Source organism: Pseudomonas sp. B424 (assembly GCF_055408345.1).
On sequence record NZ_JBUZTL010000002.1, the window covers coordinates 311979 to 330398 of the forward strand.

The following is an 18420-nucleotide window of genomic DNA, read 5'->3' on the forward strand; positions in this document are numbered from 1 at the left end:
GGCAAGGCCGGCCGCGTCGTATAAACGCGGCCTGCACAGTGATGACGTTCAGCGCCGCGGTTTAAGGTGCGGGCTGACTGTGGGGGAAGAGCAAATCGATAAAGCGTTCGGCGGTTGGCTGGGGTTCGTGGTTGGCCAGGCCGGCCCGTTCGTTGGCTTCGATAAACACATACTCGGGCTGGTCGGCAGCAGGCACCATCAGGTCCAGCCCGACCACCGGGATATCCAGCGCTCGCGCTGCGCGGACGGCGGCGTCGGCCAGGGCCGGGTGCAGCATGTCGGTCACGTCTTCAAGACAACCACCGGTGTGCAGATTGGCGGTGCGGCGCACGGCCAATAACTGACCGGCTGGCACAATACTGTCGTATTCATAGCCTGCAGCCCGCACGCTGCGCAGGGTTTCGGCGTCCAGCGGGATCCGGCTTTCACCCTCGGTCGCCGCCTGACGGCGACGGCTTTGGGCTTCAATCAGTTGGTGGACGCTGTGCAGGCCGTCCCCCATGACTTGCGCGGGGCGGCGTAGGGCGGCGGCAACCACTTCGAAGCCAATCACCACGATCCGCAGATCAAGCCCCTCATGGAAACTCTCGAGCAGCACCCGGCTGTCGAATGCCCGCGCCGCCTCGATGGCCTGTTGCACCTGTTCGATGCTGTCCAGGTCCACTGCCACGCCATTGCCTTGCTCGCCATCCACCGGCTTGACCACCACCCGCATGTGCTGTTCAAGAAACGCCAGATTGTCATCGGCAGTACCCGCCAGCTGCTGGGTCGGCATGTTCAGCCCGGCATTGCTCAGGACGCTGTGGGTCAGGCGCTTGTCCTGACACAGGCTCATGCTGATGGCGCTGGTCAGGTCGCTCAACGATTCGCGGCAACGAATCCGCCGCCCGCCGTGACTGAGGGTGAACAGCCCGGCGGCCGCGTCGTCAATTTGCACATCGATCCCGCGCTTGTAAGCTTCCTCCACCAGAATGCGGGCGTAGGGGTTGAGCCCCGCTTCAGGGCCGGGGCCCAGAAACAGCGGTTGGTTGATGCCGTTTTTACGCTTGATGGCAAAGGTCGAGAGGGTGCGAAAGCCCAGCTTGGCGTAGAGGTTTTTCGCCTGGGCGTTGTCATGCAGCACGGACAGGTCGAGGTAGCTCAAGCCACGGCTCATAAAGTGCTCGATCAGGTGCCGTACCAGCACTTCACCGACACCGGGCCGTGAACACTGCGGATCTACCGCCAGACACCAGAGGCTGCTGCCATTTTCCGGGTCATGGAACGCCGTGTGGTGATTCAAACCCATGACGCTGCCAATCACCGCGCCACTGTCATCATCCTCGGCCATCCAGTACACCGGGCCGCCCTGGTGCCGCGCCGTGAGCAGCGCCGGGTCGACGGGCAGCATGGAGCGTGCCTGATACAAGGTGTTGATCGCGCTCCAGTCCGCCTCGCTTTGTGCACGGCGGATACGGAAGCCGCGAAACACGCGGGTGGCGGGGCGGTAGTCGGTAAACCACAGGCGCAAGGTGTCCGATGGGTCGAGAAACAGCTGTTGCGGCGCTTGGGCCAGCACCTGCTGGGGCGCGGCGACATACAGCGCAATGTCGCGCTCGCCGGGTTGTTCATTGAGCAACTCGTTGGCCAGGCTGGCGGGGTCGGGGAAGGTATGCCCGATCAGCAACCGCCCCCAGCCGCAATGCACGGCCACGGGCAGTGCATCCAGCGGGCTGCCGTCTTCGGCAAAGCGGGCCTGCAGGCGTTCATAAGACGGAGTCTGGCCACGCAGCAAGCGCTGGCTATAAGCCGTAGCGAGGGGTTTCATCGATTAGATTCCTTGTTCGCTCAGCCACAAATTCAGTGCTGCCAGTTGCCACAGCTTCGAACCATTCAAAGGTGTCAGCTGGCTTTGCGGGTTGGTCAGCAGCTGATCGAGCATCGCGGGCTGGAACAGACCGCGATCCTGGCTCGGGTCCAGCAGCAAATCGCGCACCCAGTTGAGGGTGTTGCCTTCCAGGTGCTTGAGCCCGGGTACCGGGAAGTAGCCTTTTTTACGGTCGATCACTTCGCTTGGGATCACCAGGCGTGCCGCTTCCTTGAGCACTTGCTTGCCGCCGTCCGGCAACTTGAAGCGCGCAGGAATCCGCGCTGACAGCTCGGCGAGGCGGTAATCAAGAAACGGTGTGCGGGCCTCAAGGCCCCAGGCCATGGTCATGTTGTCGACCCGTTTGACCGGGTCGTCCACCAGCATCACGGTGCTGTCCAGACGCAAGGCTTTGTCGACCCCGGCGTCAGCCCCCGGTTGGGCGAAATGCTCGCGTACAAAGTCCCCGGCCGCGTCATTGGCCGTCAGCCACTGCGGCTGCACCGTGGCCTTGTATTCGTCATAGCTGCGATCGAAAAACGCTTCGCGGTACGCGGCATACGGATCGCTGGCGGCGTCGACGGGTGGATACCAGTGATAGCCGGCAAACAGTTCGTCGGCGCCCTGGCCGCTTTGCACCACCTTGCAATGCTTGGCCACTTCCCGTGACAGCAGGTAAAACGCGATGCAGTCATGGCTGACCATCGGCTCGCTCATGGCGCGGAAGGCCGCGGGCAATTGCTCGATGATCTCGTGTTCGCCAATGCGCAGTTGGTGGTGGCGGGTGCCGTAATGTTTGGCGATCAGGTCCGAATACTCGAATTCGTTACCGCGTTCGCCGCCCGCGTCCTCAAAGCCGATGGAGAATGTCGACAGATCCTGTACGCCAACATCCCGCAGCAAACCCACCAGCAAGCTGGAATCGACGCCGCCCGAGAGCAGCACGCCGACATCCACCGCCGCACGTTGGCGAATGGCCACGGCTTGGCGGGTGCTGTCGAGTACGCGGTCGCGCCAGTCTTCCAGGGTCAGGTTGACCTCGTCGGCATGGGGGCCGTAGGGCAAAGTCCACCAGGTTTTCTGTTCGGTCCGGCCGCTGGCATCAATGCGCAACCAGGTGGCCGGCGGCAGTTTTTCAATCCCGGCAATCAGGGTGCGCGGTGCGGGCACTACGGCGTGGAAGTTCAGGTAGTGGTTGAGCGCGACCGGGTCGAGCATCGGGTTGATATCGCCGCCCTTGAGCAACGCCGGCAGTGTCGAGGCAAAGCGCAAGCGTTCGCCGGTACGCGACAGGTACAGCGGTTTCACCCCCAGACGGTCGCGGGCGATAAACAGGCGTTGGGCATCACGCTCCCAGATGGCAAAGGCGAACATGCCATTGAGCTTGGGCAGCAGCGCCTCGCCCCAGGCATGAAAGCCCTTTAGTAGCACTTCAGTGTCGCCGTCCGAGTAGAAGGCGTAACCGAGGTTTTCAAGTTCGGCCCTGAGTTCGGGGAAGTTATAGATCGCGCCATTGAATGCCAGCGACAGGCCAAGCTGATTGTCGATCATCGGCTGGGCCGAGCCGTCTGACAGATCCATGATTTTCAGTCGGCGATGGCCCAGGGCTATCGGCCCCTGACTGTGGAAACCCCAGGCATCGGGGCCACGTGGAGCGAGGTGGTGGGTGATGCGTTCGATGGCTGCCAGGTCGGCAGGTTGTTGATCAAAACGTAACTCGCCAGCTAATCCGCACATGGTGTGTAAATCCTTGGTATTTCGGCATGTGGTGCTACAGGTTGATGCGGCGCCTTTGCGGGGCGCCCGGTAGCGCTTGGGCCCGGTTTTAAAGGGCGATGCAGCGCCTGGCGGCATCGCCAGCCCGTGCGACGCGGAGCTAATGACACCCGCGGCGCGATAAATGACCGTGTTTTATCGAGTGGCACAGGCCCGGATCGTTCAATAAAACTTACAAGAGGTCTGTTAGCCGAGCCCGTGCAACGGGCGCGCAGTTTTTGGCTTCAGGTAGTTATGTATGGGTTTTGCACGTTTGCGCGGCGCTAGGTTGGTGCACCTGTTTTGGTCACTTACCTGGAAGCCCGAATATGACACGCCCCCACCTTTACCCCGCGCTGGATGCCCGTCAGAGCACGTTCAGCGATCTGGAACCGCTCGAACTGGTACATGGCCACATGCCCAGATGGCTGCTGGACGCACCGCCCGGCATCATCGATGCGTTGAATGCGGCCATGGCCCAAAGCCGTGGATGGCATGGCCGGGTCGGCAAGAAGTTTGGTGAATTGCAAAGCGTCGAGGCGTATTGCGGGACGTTGCTGGCAGCCGAAGTCCTGTACGAACTCGGACCGTCGCTGGATATTCACCGCGACTTTCTAGCCGCCGTGCATACACAAGTGATTACCGACAACCCGTTGCTAATGACGGTGCGTCGCAATGCTGTACACGACGAGCCAAAAACCCTGTTATGGGCCGCCTTGCAGAATTTTTCGGAAGCTGAAGCGCTGCCTGACGGATTTCACCCGCAAAGCAGGATTCTCCATGGCGGGCAAGCTTCGCGCCCCAGCTCCGTCTTGCCCCATGCGTTCGCCGCGTTATGCCGCAGGCTGGACCTGGGGCGCAAATATCAAGCGTACTTGCAGCATTTTCTCGGGGTAGCGGCGCCCGGTACGGCGAGCCCCAGCGCTACACACCTGGCCACGCAAGCGAATCTACGGCAGCTGAAAACCTTCGATATGGAAGTGGATGCCCATATCGCCTTTCTCAAAAAGAAAATCGACGAGACAGCCTACCGGGCATTGCTGGCGGTGTTGGCATTGCCCGCTGACGCCACCTCTTCTGCGTCGGTGAAGCTGGACGGCAAGCCGATTTATCACAGCTCATTGTCGATTCTCGACACCGTGATCGACGGGGTGGTGGTTTTTTCTGCGGACTCGCTGTTACTGCATCCCGCCCAGCGGCTTATTGCGTATATCCCCAATGACCCTGGCGCGCCTTTTTTCGAGTTCAGTTCGTTGCAGGTGTTTACCGATGAGTTGAAACATCGCCTGCGTGACCCGGCCTATGTCAGGTTTTTTTCACGTTTTGTCGCCTTGAAGGCCCGATCCGGCTTTACGCAAAAACTCGATGCCCATCCCGAAACGCTGTTCCTGACGGCGGCGCCACTGGGGATGAGTGCTGCGCAGTACTTGACCACCGTTCAACTCAAGAACATGTTTGCCGATGCGCAAGTGCTGGCGGTACCAACGAGCGTGCTGGACGAGCAAGAACGTGAAGCACGCTGGCAAACCTACAAAAATGCCGGGTTGTTATTGATCAATGTGGCCGCGTTGTTTGTACCGGTGCTGGGTGACCTGATGCTGGCGGTGGCCATCGGTGAAATGTTGAAGGAAGTGTATGAGGGGGTGGAGGATTGGGCGCAAGGCGATGTCGATCACGCCCGTGAGCATCTGTTGAATGTCGCCAGGGATATTGCGGTCAACGCAGCTTTTGTCGTGGGAAGTGTCGCCGTGAGCTCGGCAGCCAGGCGTCTCAGTCAAACCACCCGAAACCATTTTGAAGCGTTTGTCCCCATCACTCGCGATGACGGCTCTGCAAGGCTGTGGAACAAACAGCTGGAACACTACGAGCATAAAACCGCTGGCCAGATGCGCCACACAGCAGATGCCCAGGGTGTGTTCCGCTACCACGGCGCCGACTACGTCGAAGTGGATGGCAAACACTATCGGGTTGAATTCGATCACCGCCTCAACCAATGGCGTATTGCCCACCCCGCGCGGGCAACAGCCTTCAGGCCGGCACTGCTGCATAACCGCCAAGGGGCCTGGCAGCATGCCCATGAGCTGCCGCTGGAATGGGAGGGCAGCGCGACATTGCTGGGGCGCCTGGGCGGGCCGGCAGCGACCCTCGACGAGCAAACGCTGGAGCATGTCAGCGCATTGACCGATACCGCGCCAGGGTTGATGCGGCGGGTTCACCTCGAAAACCTGCCGACGCCGCCGTTGCTGAGGCTCAGCCTCAAGCGCTTTGAGATCGACAGGCAATTGACGGCGTTTATCGAGCAAATGAATGGCCAGCACTACGGCGCTCAGCGCTGGGCCCAATTGCAATTGCAATTGTTGCCCTCATTGGCGCACTGGCCTGCGGGCAAAGGGCTGGCCATCGTCGACGCTACGGGGCATAGCCTGGCGCACTATGGCAGCACCTTTACCCGCATCAACCTGACGCCTGCGATCCTTGAGCAAGGCAAGTTGCTGGAGGCGGTGCTGGAGGCGTTATCGCAGAGCGAGATCAGAGCGTTATTGGGTAACAGGATGAACCCTTCGGGGGAGCCGGCGCAGCGGTTGGCGCAGATACTGGGTATCTATGCCCGCGATCACAGAACCTCGGTCTTCGATGGCCTTTGCGGTCATTTCGATATCTCCACTTCGCCGCAGGCCATCCCCATTGAACGGGCTTTCCCGGGCTTGCCGCGCTCTGTGGCGCAAACCATGGCCGAGTCGGCAACCCATAACCAGCGCGATCTGCTGCGCACGGCAAAGGTGCCCATGGCATTGGCCGAGATGGCGCGGGTGTATGTTCGAGAAGCGCGGCTCAATCGTGCCCTCGAAGGCTTTTACCTGAGCGCTCAGGCCAATCAGGACACCGAAAAGCTGGCGTTGCATTATTTCGAGCGATTAGCCGGTATGTCTGCACAGGCGGCCCTGGAGATTCGCGAAGACTCGTTGCTGGGCGCGGTCATCCATAAATGGGGCAACGAGGAGGCCTTCGGGAAACGGGTTCTGGTCAGGACTGCCCTGGGCTATCAGCGATACCGGCCCCGTGGTTCGATTTATGTGCTGGAACCGGGCGGGCCGTTACCTTTGTTGACGGCCCTGTTTCAATCCTTGACCCCATTTGAGCGACAGACAACGGGTTTGACCGCGCAGGCCGATGCACCACTGTTCAATGCGGCACTGGCGCAGCTGGCCGCAACCGGGCGCAAGGAGTCTGCGCGCGTACTGGGTATGCAACCGATCAAGCCAACCTTCAAAGCGCCGGTTGTATTGGCCGACGGGCGAACGGGTTACCCCTTGTGCGGGCTGGGAGCCGGTGAGCACTCCTGGGCTTTACAGCGCCGGGTGCGCCGGATCTACCCCGACTTTGACGATGAGCAGGTGTTGGAGTACCTCGACGGGCTGATCGCGCAGGGTGCCGAACCGTTGAGCATATTGCGCGAGAGCAAACGCCAGCGAAAGGCTCTATTGAACAGTCTGCAAGACTGGATCAATACCTCGCCGACCGGGCCGGGCCTGACCGATGCAATGTACGACTACCCGGAAAACAGGTTCTGGGTTGCGGGTTTGATCGAGCGCAGCTGGCGCAAGAACCCGCAGCATATTCCCTGGGGCAGCCCGGATGAGACCTACTCGCTCAATCTGGACGGTTTCAGGATCGAAAGTTTTCCTGCGCTGCCGGCAGTGGCGGATTTCAGCCATATCAGGGAGCTGAAGTTAAGCAATATGAGCTGCCGGGATTCAGCCAATGCTTTTCTCGAGCATTTCCCCGGGCTGGTTTCACTGGAAATGGACAATAACCGCATGGTCCATTTGCCCTCTCAACTGGAGCGCATGCCGAACCTGAAGCGATTGTCGGTGGCGCACAATTTGTTGTTTTTGAACCCGGGTAATCAAGCGATCTTGAACTCCTTGAGCAAGCTTGAGGTGCTTAATCTCAATGACAACCTGTTAGGGCCGCAACTGGATCTGCGTGGCCTGGCATTTTTGCGCCGGATTTATGTGCGTCGAACCTGGATTACCGAGTGGCCTCAAGGGTTGATATCAAGGCCGTTGCTGGAAACTGCCGATCTGCGGGAAAACCGCCTTACGGAAATCCCCGAGCATGTGTATCTGGCCACCCCGAGCGTGGCCCGAAACCTGTCGCTGACCGGCAACCCCTTGTCGGCCGGCAGCCGCCTGCGTTTGGCTCGCTATGCAATGCAAGGTGGCAGCAGCATGGGGATCAACAGCGAAGAGTTGATGACTGAAGCGGCGGCTTTCGATTTTTGGACGGCAGGTATTACTACCCATGAACTCCAGCTCAGGGAATTCCTCTGGAACACCCTGCGAGCGGACCCTGCCTCCGATGATTTTTTTGTCGTGATCAGCCGTTTGACTGCAACGGCGGACGCCACGAGTGTGCGTCAGGATTTAAGCCGGCGGGTATGGGAAATGATCGAAGCGGCCCATGACGATGGTGTTGTACGCAGTGCCGTGCTGGATATCGCGGCATCGCCGCGCAGTTGTACGGACAGCGTGGCCCTCACCTTCAGTGATATGGAAGTGCAAGTGGAGTTGGCGCGAATTTCATATAAGACCTCGCCTGAACAAGCAGAGTTATTGAGCCTGTCCAGGGGGCTGTTCAGGCTCGATAAACTCTCCAGGATTGCCAATGAGCGTTATCTGCAGCGCCTGCAGGCGGGAGAAATGAATGCCGATGAACTCGAGATACACCTGGCCTATCGCATAGGTCTGGCCCAATCCCTTGACTTGCCGGGGCAGCCCAGGAGCATGACCTTCAGAGTGCTGGCCGGGGTCACAGAGCAAGATCTGGAACTGGCCAGGGCCGAGGTCGAGCAGGCTGAAAATACCATTGAATTGCGCAGGTTTATCAGCACCCAGCAGTATTGGAAGAACTACCTGATCACACACAATCAGACGGACTACAACGCCTTGGTCGCGCCCTATTTCGAGAATTTGAATCAGTTGTTAAGGCGTTCTCCAGACATGAGCAGCGAACGGTACTTGCGTGAAGTCAGTAGCGTTCGCCTGCAAATGGAAGCGGTTGTCGATGCCTGGTGTCTGGACAAGATCAATGCCCTGATGGCTGCGCAGGCGTCTGGCGTGGTATGGATCACAGCCCTTTGACAAGCGTTCTCAGGGCGAAGCGATTGGGGTGGCAGGCTTCGGCGACAACTCTGGGAAGCGGCAGGGGTTCATCGTTGATCCAGGCCGCCAGCAACTCGCCGGACAGCGGTGCCGTGATCAGCCCGCGTGAACCGTGACCACTGTTGACGTACAAACCGCCCAGCCACGGGCAGGGTGTGTCAGGTACCTGGCGGGCATCCTTGCGCAAGACGGCGTAGGCACTGGCGAACTGCCCGGGGTCGGACAGCGGCCCGACAATCGGCAGGTAGTCCGGGCTGGTGCAACGGAACGCGGCCCAGCCCTTGAGGGTATGCGGGTCGAGCTGCTTGTCACCCAGGCGCTGGGCCAGGTCCGGGGATATTTCCTGCAGCAAGTCCAGGTTGCCTTGATGCCCCTCGGGGGTGGTGCTCAGGTCTTCGTTATGGAAATCGAAGCTGGCTCCCAGCGTATGTTCGCCCAGACGGCCGGGAGCGACGTAGCCCTCGGCACAGACCACGGTCTTCAGCACGGCGCTGGCTGGCGTTTCAACCAGCTGGGTGATTTGCCCGCGAATACGTTTGAGCGGCAAGCCGCTGCTGGCCGGGAAGCGCTTGACCTCGGCGGCACCCGCAAGAATCACCACCGGGGCGCTGGCCAGCACCTGCTCACCCTGACAGGCCTGCCATTGGTCATCGACATTGTGCAGTTGCAACACATCATGGTGAGTCAATACCTGCACGTTCGGGTGCAAGGCCTGGTAGCGGCATAACGCAGGGGGATGAACCCAGCCGCCTTCGGGGTAGAACAGGCCGCCGTGGGCCAGTTCGATGCCGGCCAGCGCCTGTGCCCGGGGCTGGTCGAGCAGATGCACCAGCGCGGGCGGGAACGCCGCGGCCAATTGGGCCTGGCGCCCGGCTTCCTTGGCGTTGAAACCCAACTGCAAGACGCCGCAATCATCCCAGTCGCGCCCCCGCTGCAACTGTTCAAGCAGGCGACGGGTGTAACCGAAACCGCTGACGATCATCTGCGACAGGGTTGTGCCGTGGGCGGACAGCTTCAAATACAGCACGCCCTGGGGGTTGCCCGACGCTTCCTTGGCCAGTTTTTCATGGCGCTCCAGCAACACAACCTGCCAGCCCCGTCTGGCCAGGCTGTTGGCGCTGGCGCAGCCCGCCAGGCCGCCGCCGATCACCAGGGCCTTGCGTTCACCGGGGGGCTGAGGCGGGCGGGCATACCAGGGTTTGTCTGGCGCGGTGCCCGGGGCCTGTTCCGGCAGGCCCAAAAAGCTGCCGCGCAGAATCTCCCATTTATGGCCGATGCCCGGCGTACGTTTCATCTTGAAACCGGCTTCATTCAGTGACCGGCGCACCCAGCCGGTACTGGTGAAGGTGCTGATGGTGGAACCGGGTGCCGCCAGGCGGGCCAGTTGTGCAAACAGTTGCGGGGTCCACATGTCGGGGTTTTTTGCGGGAGCAAAACCGTCGAGAAACCAGGCGTCGATTTGCGCGTCCAGTTGTGGCAGTTGCTCCAGCGCGTCACCGATCAATAAAGTGAGGGTTACCCGGCCATTGGCCAGGCTCAAGGTCTGAAACCCCGGGTGAATCGCAAACCAGGCCGCCAGCAGCTGTTCGCTGAAAGTAGCCAGTTCGGGCCACAAGGTGAGGGCGCGCAGGAGGTCTTCGCGGGTCAGCGGGTACTTTTCTGCGCTGATGAAGTGCAGGCGGGCGTCGGGGCGCGCGGTCTGTTCAAACAACTGCCAGGCGCACAAAAAATTCAGCCCGGTGCCGAAACCGGTTTCGCCAATCACCAGTTGGCCATTGGCGGGCAGGGCGGCAAAGCGCTCCTTGAGTGCGTTCTGTTCGATAAAGACATAGCGCGTCTCTTCAAGACCGGATTTGTCCGAAAAGTACACGTCATCAAACACCCGCGAATGGGGGCGACCTTGGTCATCCCAGTCAATCTGGGCATTGGGCATTTCAGTAGTCATGTGCGGCTCGGCAACGGCAAGGCGGCCATTCTAGCTGATCAGTAGCGGCCAGATTGATCCATGACAGTTTTGTGAGTGTTGTCCCTACACGTTTAGACGCAATCCGCTAGGCTTGTGAAATCTTGCCAGGGAGCTTTCCATGTTCGAATCCGCTGAAATCGGTCATGCCATAGATAAAGAAACCTACGACAGGGAAGTTCCCGCCTTACGCGAAGCTTTGCTTGAAGCGCAATACGACCTCCAACAGCAGAAGCGTTCTGCTGTCATCGTGTTGATCAATGGCATTGAAGGCGCCGGCAAGGGCGAGACGGTCAAGCTGCTTAACGAGTGGATGGACCCGCGACTGATCGAAGTGCGCACCTTTGACCGTCAGACCGATGAGGAGCTGGCGCATCCGCCTGCCTGGCGTTACTGGCGCCAATTGCCGGCCAAGGGCCGCATGGGTGTGTTTTTCGGCAACTGGTACAGCCAGATGCTTCAGGGCCGTGTACACGGGCTGTTCAAGAACGCCGTGCTCGATCAGGCCATCAGCGGCGCCGAGCGGCTGGAAAAAATGCTCTGCAATGAAGGCGCAGTGATTTTCAAGTTCTGGTTTCACTTGTCCAAAAAACAAATGAAGAATCGGCTCAACACCCTCAAGGACGACCCGCTCCACAGCTGGCGCATCAGCCCGCTGGACTGGCAGCAGTCAAAAACCTACGACAAGTTTGTGCGTTACGGGGAGCGGGCCATCCGCCGCACCAGTCGTGACTACGCGCCGTGGAATATCGTGGAGGGGGTTGACCCCTATTACCGCAGCCTGACCGTCGGCAAAATCCTGCTGGAAGGACTGCAGGCGGCGTTGCAGACCCCAAAGGTCGCAGCCCGTCCTGCCGGGGTTCCACCTCTGCCGGACAAGCAGGGCGAATTGAGTCTGCTCGATTGCCTGGACATGACCCTGCATCTGGATAAAGACGACTACGAGGAGCAGTTGATTACTGAACAGGCACGCTTGTCGGGCTTGATGCGCGACAAGCGTATGCGCCGCCACTCGCTGATCGCGGTGTTCGAAGGCAACGATGCGGCCGGCAAGGGCGGTGCGATCCGTCGCGTGGCGGCCGCCCTCGACCCGCGTCAGTACAGCATCGTGCCGATTGCCGCGCCTTCCGAAGACGAGCGTGCCCAGCCTTATCTTTGGCGTTTCTGGCGGCAAGTGCCGGCGCGGGGCAAGTTCACCATTTTTGACCGTTCCTGGTATGGCCGGGTGATGGTGGAGCGGATCGAGGGGTTTTGCACCCAGGCGGACTGGATGCGCGCCTACGGCGAGATCAATGACTTCGAAGAGCAGCTCACGGCGGCGGGGGCGATTGTGGTCAAGTTCTGGCTGGCAATTGACAAGGACACCCAGCTCGAGCGTTTCCAGTCACGTGAAGAGATCCCGTTCAAACGCTTCAAAATTACCGAGGAAGATTGGCGCAATCGCGAAAAGTGGGACCTGTATCGCAGTGCGGTTTGTGACATGGTCGACCGTACCAGTACCGAGATTTCACCTTGGACACTGGTTGAAGCCAACGACAAGCGCTGGGCACGGGTCAAGGTGCTGCGCACTATCAACCAGGCCCTGGAAGCGGCTTTCGAGAAGAGCGACAAGAAGCGCAAAAAGTGAGCCATCCTTGAACCTGCAGCCGCTGCCGGGGTGCGAGGCTGCGGCTGCAGAAAAACTTCAACTGCGGGGGCGAGCCTGCTCGTGAAGGGCGTTCGCGAGCAGGCTCGTTCCCACCGGGGATACCTTGACCGGCTACAGAATATCTACAGCGCGAGGGCTCAGTGCTTTCCAGGGCCCAGCATGTTTTCCGGGCGCACCCACTGATCGAATTCAGCGTCCGTGACATAGCCCAGCGCCAATGCGGCCTCGCGCAAGGTCAAACCTTCGGCATAGGCTTTTTTTGCGATTTCGGCAGACTTGTCATAACCGATATGCGGGTTGAGCGCCGTCACCAGCATCAGGCCGCGCTCCAGGTGTTCGGCCATCTTTTCGGCGTCGACTTCAAGACCGGTTACGCAATGCTTCTGGAAGTTGCTGCAACCGTCGCCCAGTAACTGGATGGATTGCAGCAGGTTGTGAATGATCACCGGTTTGTACACGTTGAGCTGCAAATGACCCTGGCTGGCGGCAAAGCCGATCGCCACGTCATTGCCCATGACCTGGCAGGCCAGCATCGACAGGGCTTCGCACTGGGTCGGGTTGACCTTGCCCGGCATGATCGAGCTGCCCGGTTCATTGGCTGGCAGTTTGATCTCGGCCAGCCCGGCCCGCGGGCCTGAGCCCAGCAAGCGGAAGTCGTTGGCCAGTTTCATCAAGGTCACGGCCAGGGTTTTGAGCGCGCCCGAGAGGGTGGTCAGCGGCTCGTGACCGGCCAGCGCGGCAAACTTGTTCGGCGCGGTGACAAATGGCAGGCCCGACAACGCTGCAATTTCAGCGGCAATCGCTTCGGCAAAGCCATGGGGGGCGTTGAGCCCGGTACCTACGGCGGTGCCGCCCTGGGCCAGCTCGCACACGGCGGGGATGGCGGAGCGTATCGCCTGCTCGGCGTAGTCCAGTTGGGCGATATAGGCCGAAAGCTCCTGCCCGAACGTGATGGGTGTTGCGTCCATCATGTGGGTGCGGCCGGTTTTAACCAGTTTCATGTGCTGCGCCGACAACTCGGCGAGCCCCCCGGACAACTCATTGATCGCCGGCAGCAAGTGCCCGTGGACTGCTTTGGCGGCGGCAATATGCATGGCGGTGGGGAAACAGTCATTGGAGCTTTGTGAGCGATTGACGTGGTCATTGGGGTGCACGGGGGATTTGCCGCCGCGGCCTTTGCCGGCCAGTTCGTTGGCGCGCCCGGCGATGACTTCGTTGGCGTTCATATTGCTTTGCGTGCCGCTACCGGTCTGCCAGACCACCAGCGGGAATTGGTCGTCGTGTTCGCCGTCGAGCACTTCATCGGCGGCCTGTTCGATCAGGCGGGCGATGTCGGCAGGCAGGTCGCCGTTGCGGTTATTGACCCGGGCAGCGGCTTTTTTGATCAGCACCAGAGCATGCAGCACGGCCAACGGCATTTTCTCCTTGCCGATGGCGAAGTTGATCAGGGATCGTTGAGTCTGGGCCCCCCAGTAAGCTTCGTCGGCCACGCTGACTTCACCCAGGCTGTCGGTTTCAATACGGCTCATCGGCTCTTTCTCCTTAAGGTCTGATCAGAGCTTAGGCGCTGATTCGCGCAAGGGGTTCAATCTGTTCTTTTTAAGGTTTTTGGTCGGCCGATGAGAACGTCTATCAGACTCGGGGTTGAGTGACGGACTTTATTAGGCGCAGAATGGCCGCCCTTGGGGTTAAACCTCGCTTGCTAGAAAAGGAAACTCGATGACCCGTCTTCGCGCCATCTGTACAGCGGTTGCTCTGGTTTGCGCCAGCGGCCAGGTTTTCGCCGATACCGCTAGCCACGCGGCCAGTGCTGAAACGTTCCTGAAACTGGCACATGCCGATAAGCTGGGTACCCCGGTGTATATGCAAGTGCAGCAAATGTTCGCTCAGCGTTTCGAGCAAACCAAAGCGCCAGCCTCCAAGAAAGCCCTGCTGGAAACCTACCAGGCCAAAGCCAACACCGCTCTGGACCAGGCCATTGGCTGGGACAAGCTCAAGCCGGACATGGTCAAGCTCTACACCACCAACTTCAGCGAATCCGAACTCAAGGATCTGGTAGCGTTCTACCAGTCGCCACTGGGCAAAAAAGTACTGGAAAAAATGCCTCAGTTGACTCAACAGTCGGCACAAATGACCCAGGCCAAACTGGAAAGTGCGGTACCGGTGGTCAACAAGCTGCTGGAAGACATGACTGCCGAGCTGGAGCCAAAAGCGGCCCCGGCCAAGAAGAAGTAAGCGGAGCCTGAATGAGCATGCAACAACGTATCGAATCAGCGCTTGGCGCATTGCAACCCGAGCACTTGAGCGTGCTGGATGAAAGCCACATGCACAGTCGCGGGTTGCAGACCCACTTCAAGGCTGTGGTGGTCAGCGAGCAGTTCGCCGGGCTCAATAGCGTCAAGCGTCACCAGAAGGTCTACGCCACCCTGGGTGACTTGATGGGCGAGTTTCATGCGTTGGCTCTGCACACGTATACGCCTGAAGAATGGGCGAAAATCGGCACAGCCCCGGCCTCGCCGACCTGTGCCGGCGGTGGGCACTGAGTTGGTGTAATACACCGGCTTTTTGCTAGAATCCGCAACGCGCTGAGCAGTCAGCGCGTTTTTTTTTGCATCCGGTTCACCCTTTACGAGGGTAGCCACCTGGAGAAACACGATGACCGCGCCAATTGTTGTCGCTGCACTGTACAAATTTGTCACCCTTGAAGATTACGTCGAACTGCGCGAGCCGCTGCTCAAGGCCATGGTCGACAACGGTATCAAGGGCACCTTGCTGATTGCCGAAGAGGGCATCAACGGTACGGTTTCCGGTACTCGTGAAGGGATTGACGGGCTGATGGCCTGGCTCAAGATCGATCCACGCATGGTCGATATCGATCACAAGGAATCCTACTGCGATGACCAGCCGTTCTATCGGACCAAGGTCAAGCTGAAGAAAGAAATCGTTACCCTTGGCGTAGAAGGCGTAGACCCGAACAAGAAAGTCGGAACCTATGTCGACCCCGAGAACTGGAATGCGCTGATCAGCGATCCAGAAGTGTTGCTGATCGACACCCGTAACGACTACGAAGTATCGATCGGTACGTTTGAAGGCGCTATTGACCCGAAAACCACCAGCTTTCGCGAGTTCCCTGACTACATCAAGGCCAACTTCGACCCGGCCAGGCACAAGAAAGTCGCGATGTTCTGCACCGGCGGCATTCGTTGTGAAAAGGCTTCGAGCTACATGCTCAGCCAAGGGTTTGACGAGGTGTATCACCTCAAGGGCGGGATCCTGAAGTACCTCGAAGAGGTGCCGCAGGAAGAAACCAAGTGGCAGGGCGACTGCTTCGTTTTTGATAACCGTGTCACCGTGCGCCACGACCTGAGCGCCGGCGAGTACGACCAGTGCCACGCGTGCCGCACACCGATCAGCATCGCGGACCGTGAGTCGGAGCACTATCAGCCCGGTATCAGCTGCCCGCATTGCTGGAACACTTTGAGCGAAAAAACCCGTCGCAGCGCCATTGATCGCCAAAAGCAGATCGATCTGGCCAAGGAACGCAACCAGCCGCACCCGATCGGTCACAACTACCGTAAACCTGCCGAGGTCTGAAATGAGTTCACGCCTGCTCTATGTGATGGACCCGATGTGCTCATGGTGCTGGGGTTTTTCGCCTATCGCCGAGGCATTGGTTGAGCAGGCGCAGGCCGCAGGTGTTGAGTTGCATCTGGTGGTGGGCGGTTTGCGCACTGGCAGTGGCTCGGCGCTTGAGCCCGCGACGCGACGCTACATCCTTGAACACTGGCGGGCGGTCACCGAGGCCACCGGGCAGCCGTTTTCATTCGATTGCGCCTTGCCTGACGGTTTTGTGTATGACACCGAGCCCGCTTGTCGGGCCTTGGTGGCGGCCCGTAGCCTGGCGCCCGATTGCGCCTGGAAGCTGGTGAAACTGATTCAACAGGCTTTTTATATAGAAGGTCGCGATGTCACCCAGGCCAGTGTGCTGGTTGAGCTGGCTGAAACGGCCGGGGTACCGCGTATCGAGTTTTCTGCCATTTTTGACACGGCCGAGCAGCATGCGGCGACTGCCGCTGACTTTACCTGGGTACAAGACCTGGGGATTGCCGGTTTCCCGACCCTGCTCGCCGAGCGCGATGGCCAGCTGGCGTTGCTGACCAACGGTTATCAGCCGCTTGAGCCGTTGTCTGACTTGCTCGCCCGCTGGCTTGAACGCGCCACGCGTGTTTGATCCTTCTGCAGAGCCGTCCAGCCCCAAGACGGTCGATCGTCTGACCTGGGCCGAAATTCGCCGCCTGGCCTTACGTCATAAAAAAGCCCTCTGGATTGCCAATGGCGTGGCGGTGCTGGCCACGCTATGCAGTGTCCCCATCCCCTTGCTGCTGCCCTTGCTGGTGGACGAGGTGCTGCTGGGCAACGGTGATGCAGCGCTGAAGGTGATGAATCACTGGTTGCCGGCGGTCTGGCAAAGTTCCACGGGCTACATCGGCCTGATGCTGGTGATCACTCTGGTACTGCGTTGTGGGGCGCTGTTGTTTAACGTCCTGCAGGCACGACTGTTTTCGCGGCTGGCCAAGGACATCGTGTTCCGCATCCGGCTGCGCCTGATTGAGCGCTTGAAGCGAATATCGCTGGCCGAGTATGAAAGCCTGGGCAGCGGTACCGTCACTACGCACCTGGTCACCGATCTGGACACGCTCGACAAGTTTGTCGGCGAGACCCTGAGCCGGTTTTTGGTCGCGATACTCACGCTGGTGGGTACTTCGGCCATCTTGCTGTGGATGCACTGGCAACTGGCACTGCTGATATTGCTGTTCAACCCGCTGGTGATCTACGCCACGGTGCAGTTGGGCAAGCGGGTCAAGCACCTGAAGAAACTCGAAAACGACAGCACGGCGCGTTTCACCCAGGCCCTGACGGAAACCCTGGACGCCATACAGGAAGTGCGTGCCGGCAATCGGCAGGGCTTTTTCCTGGGCCGCTTGGGGCTGCGGGCCCGGGAAGTTCGCGACTTTGCCGTGGCGTCGCAATGGAAGAGCGACGCCTCGAATCGTGCCAGCGGTTTGTTGTTCCAGTTCGGGATCGATATTTTTCGTGCGGCGGCGATGCTGACGGTGCTGTTTTCGGACCTGTCGATTGGCCAGATGCTCGCGGTGTTCAGCTACCTGTGGTTCATGATTGGCCCGGTTGAGCAATTGCTGAACCTGCAATATGCCTTCTATGCTGCGGATGGCGCTGTTACACGGATCAACCAGTTGCTGGCCCGCAGCGACGAGCCGCAATACCAGGGCGGTGTTAATCCGTTTCTGGGTCGCCAGACGGTCGGTATAGAAGTGCGCGACCTGAGCTTCAGTTATGGGGAAGAAAAGGTTCTGGATCACCTGAACCTGACCATAGCCCCGGGCGAAAAGGTCGCCATTGTGGGTACCAGTGGCGGTGGCAAAAGCACGTTGGTGCAACTGCTGCTGGGGCTGTATACGCCGCAGTCCGGAAGCATCTACTTTGCCGATGCGAGCCAGCCGCAGATCGGCCTGCAAACCATACGCGAGCATGTCGCGGTGGTGCTTCAACATCCCGCGTTGTTCAACGATACCGTACGGGCAAACTTGACCATGGGCCGTGAACGGACGGACGAGGCCTGCTGGAGCGCACTGGAAATCGCACAGCTGGACGGCACTATTCTTGCGCTTCCCAACGGGCTGGACAGTATTGTCGGGCGTTCAGGGGTGCGTTTGTCCGGCGGTCAGCGCCAGCGCCTGGCGATTGCCCGGATGGTGCTGGCCGACCCTAAAGTGGTGATTCTCGACGAAGCCACCAGTGCCCTGGATGCCGCCACCGAATACAACTTGCATCACGCTTTGGGAAAATTCCTGAGCGGGCGTACCACTTTAATCATTGCCCACCGTTTATCTGCGGTAAAACAGGCAGACAGAGTGTTGGTGTTTGATGGCGGTTGTATTGCAGAAGAGGGTGATCACCAGCAGTTGATCGCAGATGGCGGGCTGTACGCCAAACTTTACGGGCATCTACAGCAAACTTGATG

The 18420-nt window shown here is 59.7% G+C and carries 11 protein-coding genes; 7 read left to right on the top strand and 4 right to left on the bottom strand.

Features of this window, described 5'->3' with window-relative positions:
• Positions 1–61: 61 nt before the first annotated feature.
• Both ngg and ACZRMS_RS03770 read right to left on the bottom strand, forming a co-directional pair.
• Positions 62–1807, bottom strand: coding sequence for an N-acetylglutaminylglutamine synthetase (ngg, locus tag ACZRMS_RS03765; protein ID WP_463994185.1), 1746 nt, complete (start codon positions 1805–1807; stop codon positions 62–64).
• Positions 1808–1810: 3 nt separating this feature from the next.
• Positions 1811–3583, bottom strand: a complete 1773-nt coding sequence (locus tag ACZRMS_RS03770) for an N-acetylglutaminylglutamine amidotransferase (RefSeq protein ID WP_463994186.1) — start codon at positions 3581–3583, stop codon at positions 1811–1813.
• A 347-nt stretch (positions 3584–3930) separates the two neighbouring features.
• Between ACZRMS_RS03770 and ACZRMS_RS03775 the strand changes: the two genes are divergently transcribed.
• Positions 3931–8745: an NEL-type E3 ubiquitin ligase domain-containing protein gene (locus tag ACZRMS_RS03775; RefSeq protein WP_463994187.1), complete on the top strand. Its 4815-nt coding sequence runs from the start codon at positions 3931–3933 to the stop codon at positions 8743–8745.
• On the opposite strand, the gene mnmC is transcribed toward ACZRMS_RS03775, so the two are convergent.
• Positions 8732–10711, bottom strand: a complete 1980-nt coding sequence (gene mnmC / locus ACZRMS_RS03780) for a bifunctional tRNA (5-methylaminomethyl-2-thiouridine)(34)-methyltransferase MnmC2/FAD-dependent 5-carboxymethylaminomethyl-2-thiouridine(34) oxidoreductase MnmC1 (RefSeq protein WP_463994188.1) — start codon at positions 10709–10711, stop codon at positions 8732–8734. The two genes, ACZRMS_RS03775 and mnmC, sit on opposite strands and share 14 nt — an antisense overlap.
• Before the next feature lie 139 nt (positions 10712–10850).
• Here mnmC and pap point away from each other — a divergent pair, with 139 nt between their 5' ends.
• Complete coding sequence (gene pap, locus ACZRMS_RS03785) at positions 10851–12356, top strand: polyphosphate:AMP phosphotransferase (protein WP_463994189.1); 1506 nt, start codon at positions 10851–10853, stop codon at positions 12354–12356.
• A gap of 158 nt (positions 12357–12514) precedes the next feature.
• Here pap and ACZRMS_RS03790 read toward each other — a convergent pair whose 3' ends face one another.
• On the bottom strand, positions 12515–13906 hold the full coding sequence (locus ACZRMS_RS03790) for a class II fumarate hydratase (RefSeq protein WP_463994190.1): 1392 nt from the start codon (positions 13904–13906) through the stop codon (positions 12515–12517).
• A 190-nt stretch (positions 13907–14096) separates the two neighbouring features.
• Here ACZRMS_RS03790 and ACZRMS_RS03795 point away from each other — a divergent pair, with 190 nt between their 5' ends.
• The 5 genes from ACZRMS_RS03795 to ACZRMS_RS03815 all read left to right on the top strand — a co-directional run bounded on the left by ACZRMS_RS03795 (position 14097) and on the right by ACZRMS_RS03815 (position 18418).
• Positions 14097–14612, top strand: coding sequence for a DUF2059 domain-containing protein (locus tag ACZRMS_RS03795; RefSeq protein WP_048358545.1), 516 nt, complete (start codon positions 14097–14099; stop codon positions 14610–14612).
• Between the two features lie 11 nt (positions 14613–14623).
• Positions 14624–14920, top strand: coding sequence for a BolA family protein (locus tag ACZRMS_RS03800; RefSeq protein ID WP_048358544.1), 297 nt, complete (start codon positions 14624–14626; stop codon positions 14918–14920).
• A 112-nt stretch (positions 14921–15032) separates the two neighbouring features.
• Entirely contained in the window at positions 15033–15971 is a 939-nt protein-coding gene (gene trhO, locus ACZRMS_RS03805) for an oxygen-dependent tRNA uridine(34) hydroxylase TrhO (RefSeq protein ID WP_463994191.1), read from the top strand.
• Position 15972: 1 nt separating this feature from the next.
• On the top strand, positions 15973–16608 hold the full coding sequence (locus ACZRMS_RS03810; protein WP_463994192.1) for a DsbA family protein: 636 nt from the start codon (positions 15973–15975) through the stop codon (positions 16606–16608).
• Positions 16601–18418 carry an ABC transporter ATP-binding protein gene (locus tag ACZRMS_RS03815; protein ID WP_463994193.1) on the top strand — a complete coding sequence of 606 codons (1818 nt, stop codon included), beginning with the start codon at positions 16601–16603 and terminating at the stop codon, positions 18416–18418. Before ACZRMS_RS03810 ends, ACZRMS_RS03815 begins: the two co-directional genes overlap by 8 nt.
• The last annotated feature ends 2 nt before the right edge of the window (positions 18419–18420 follow it).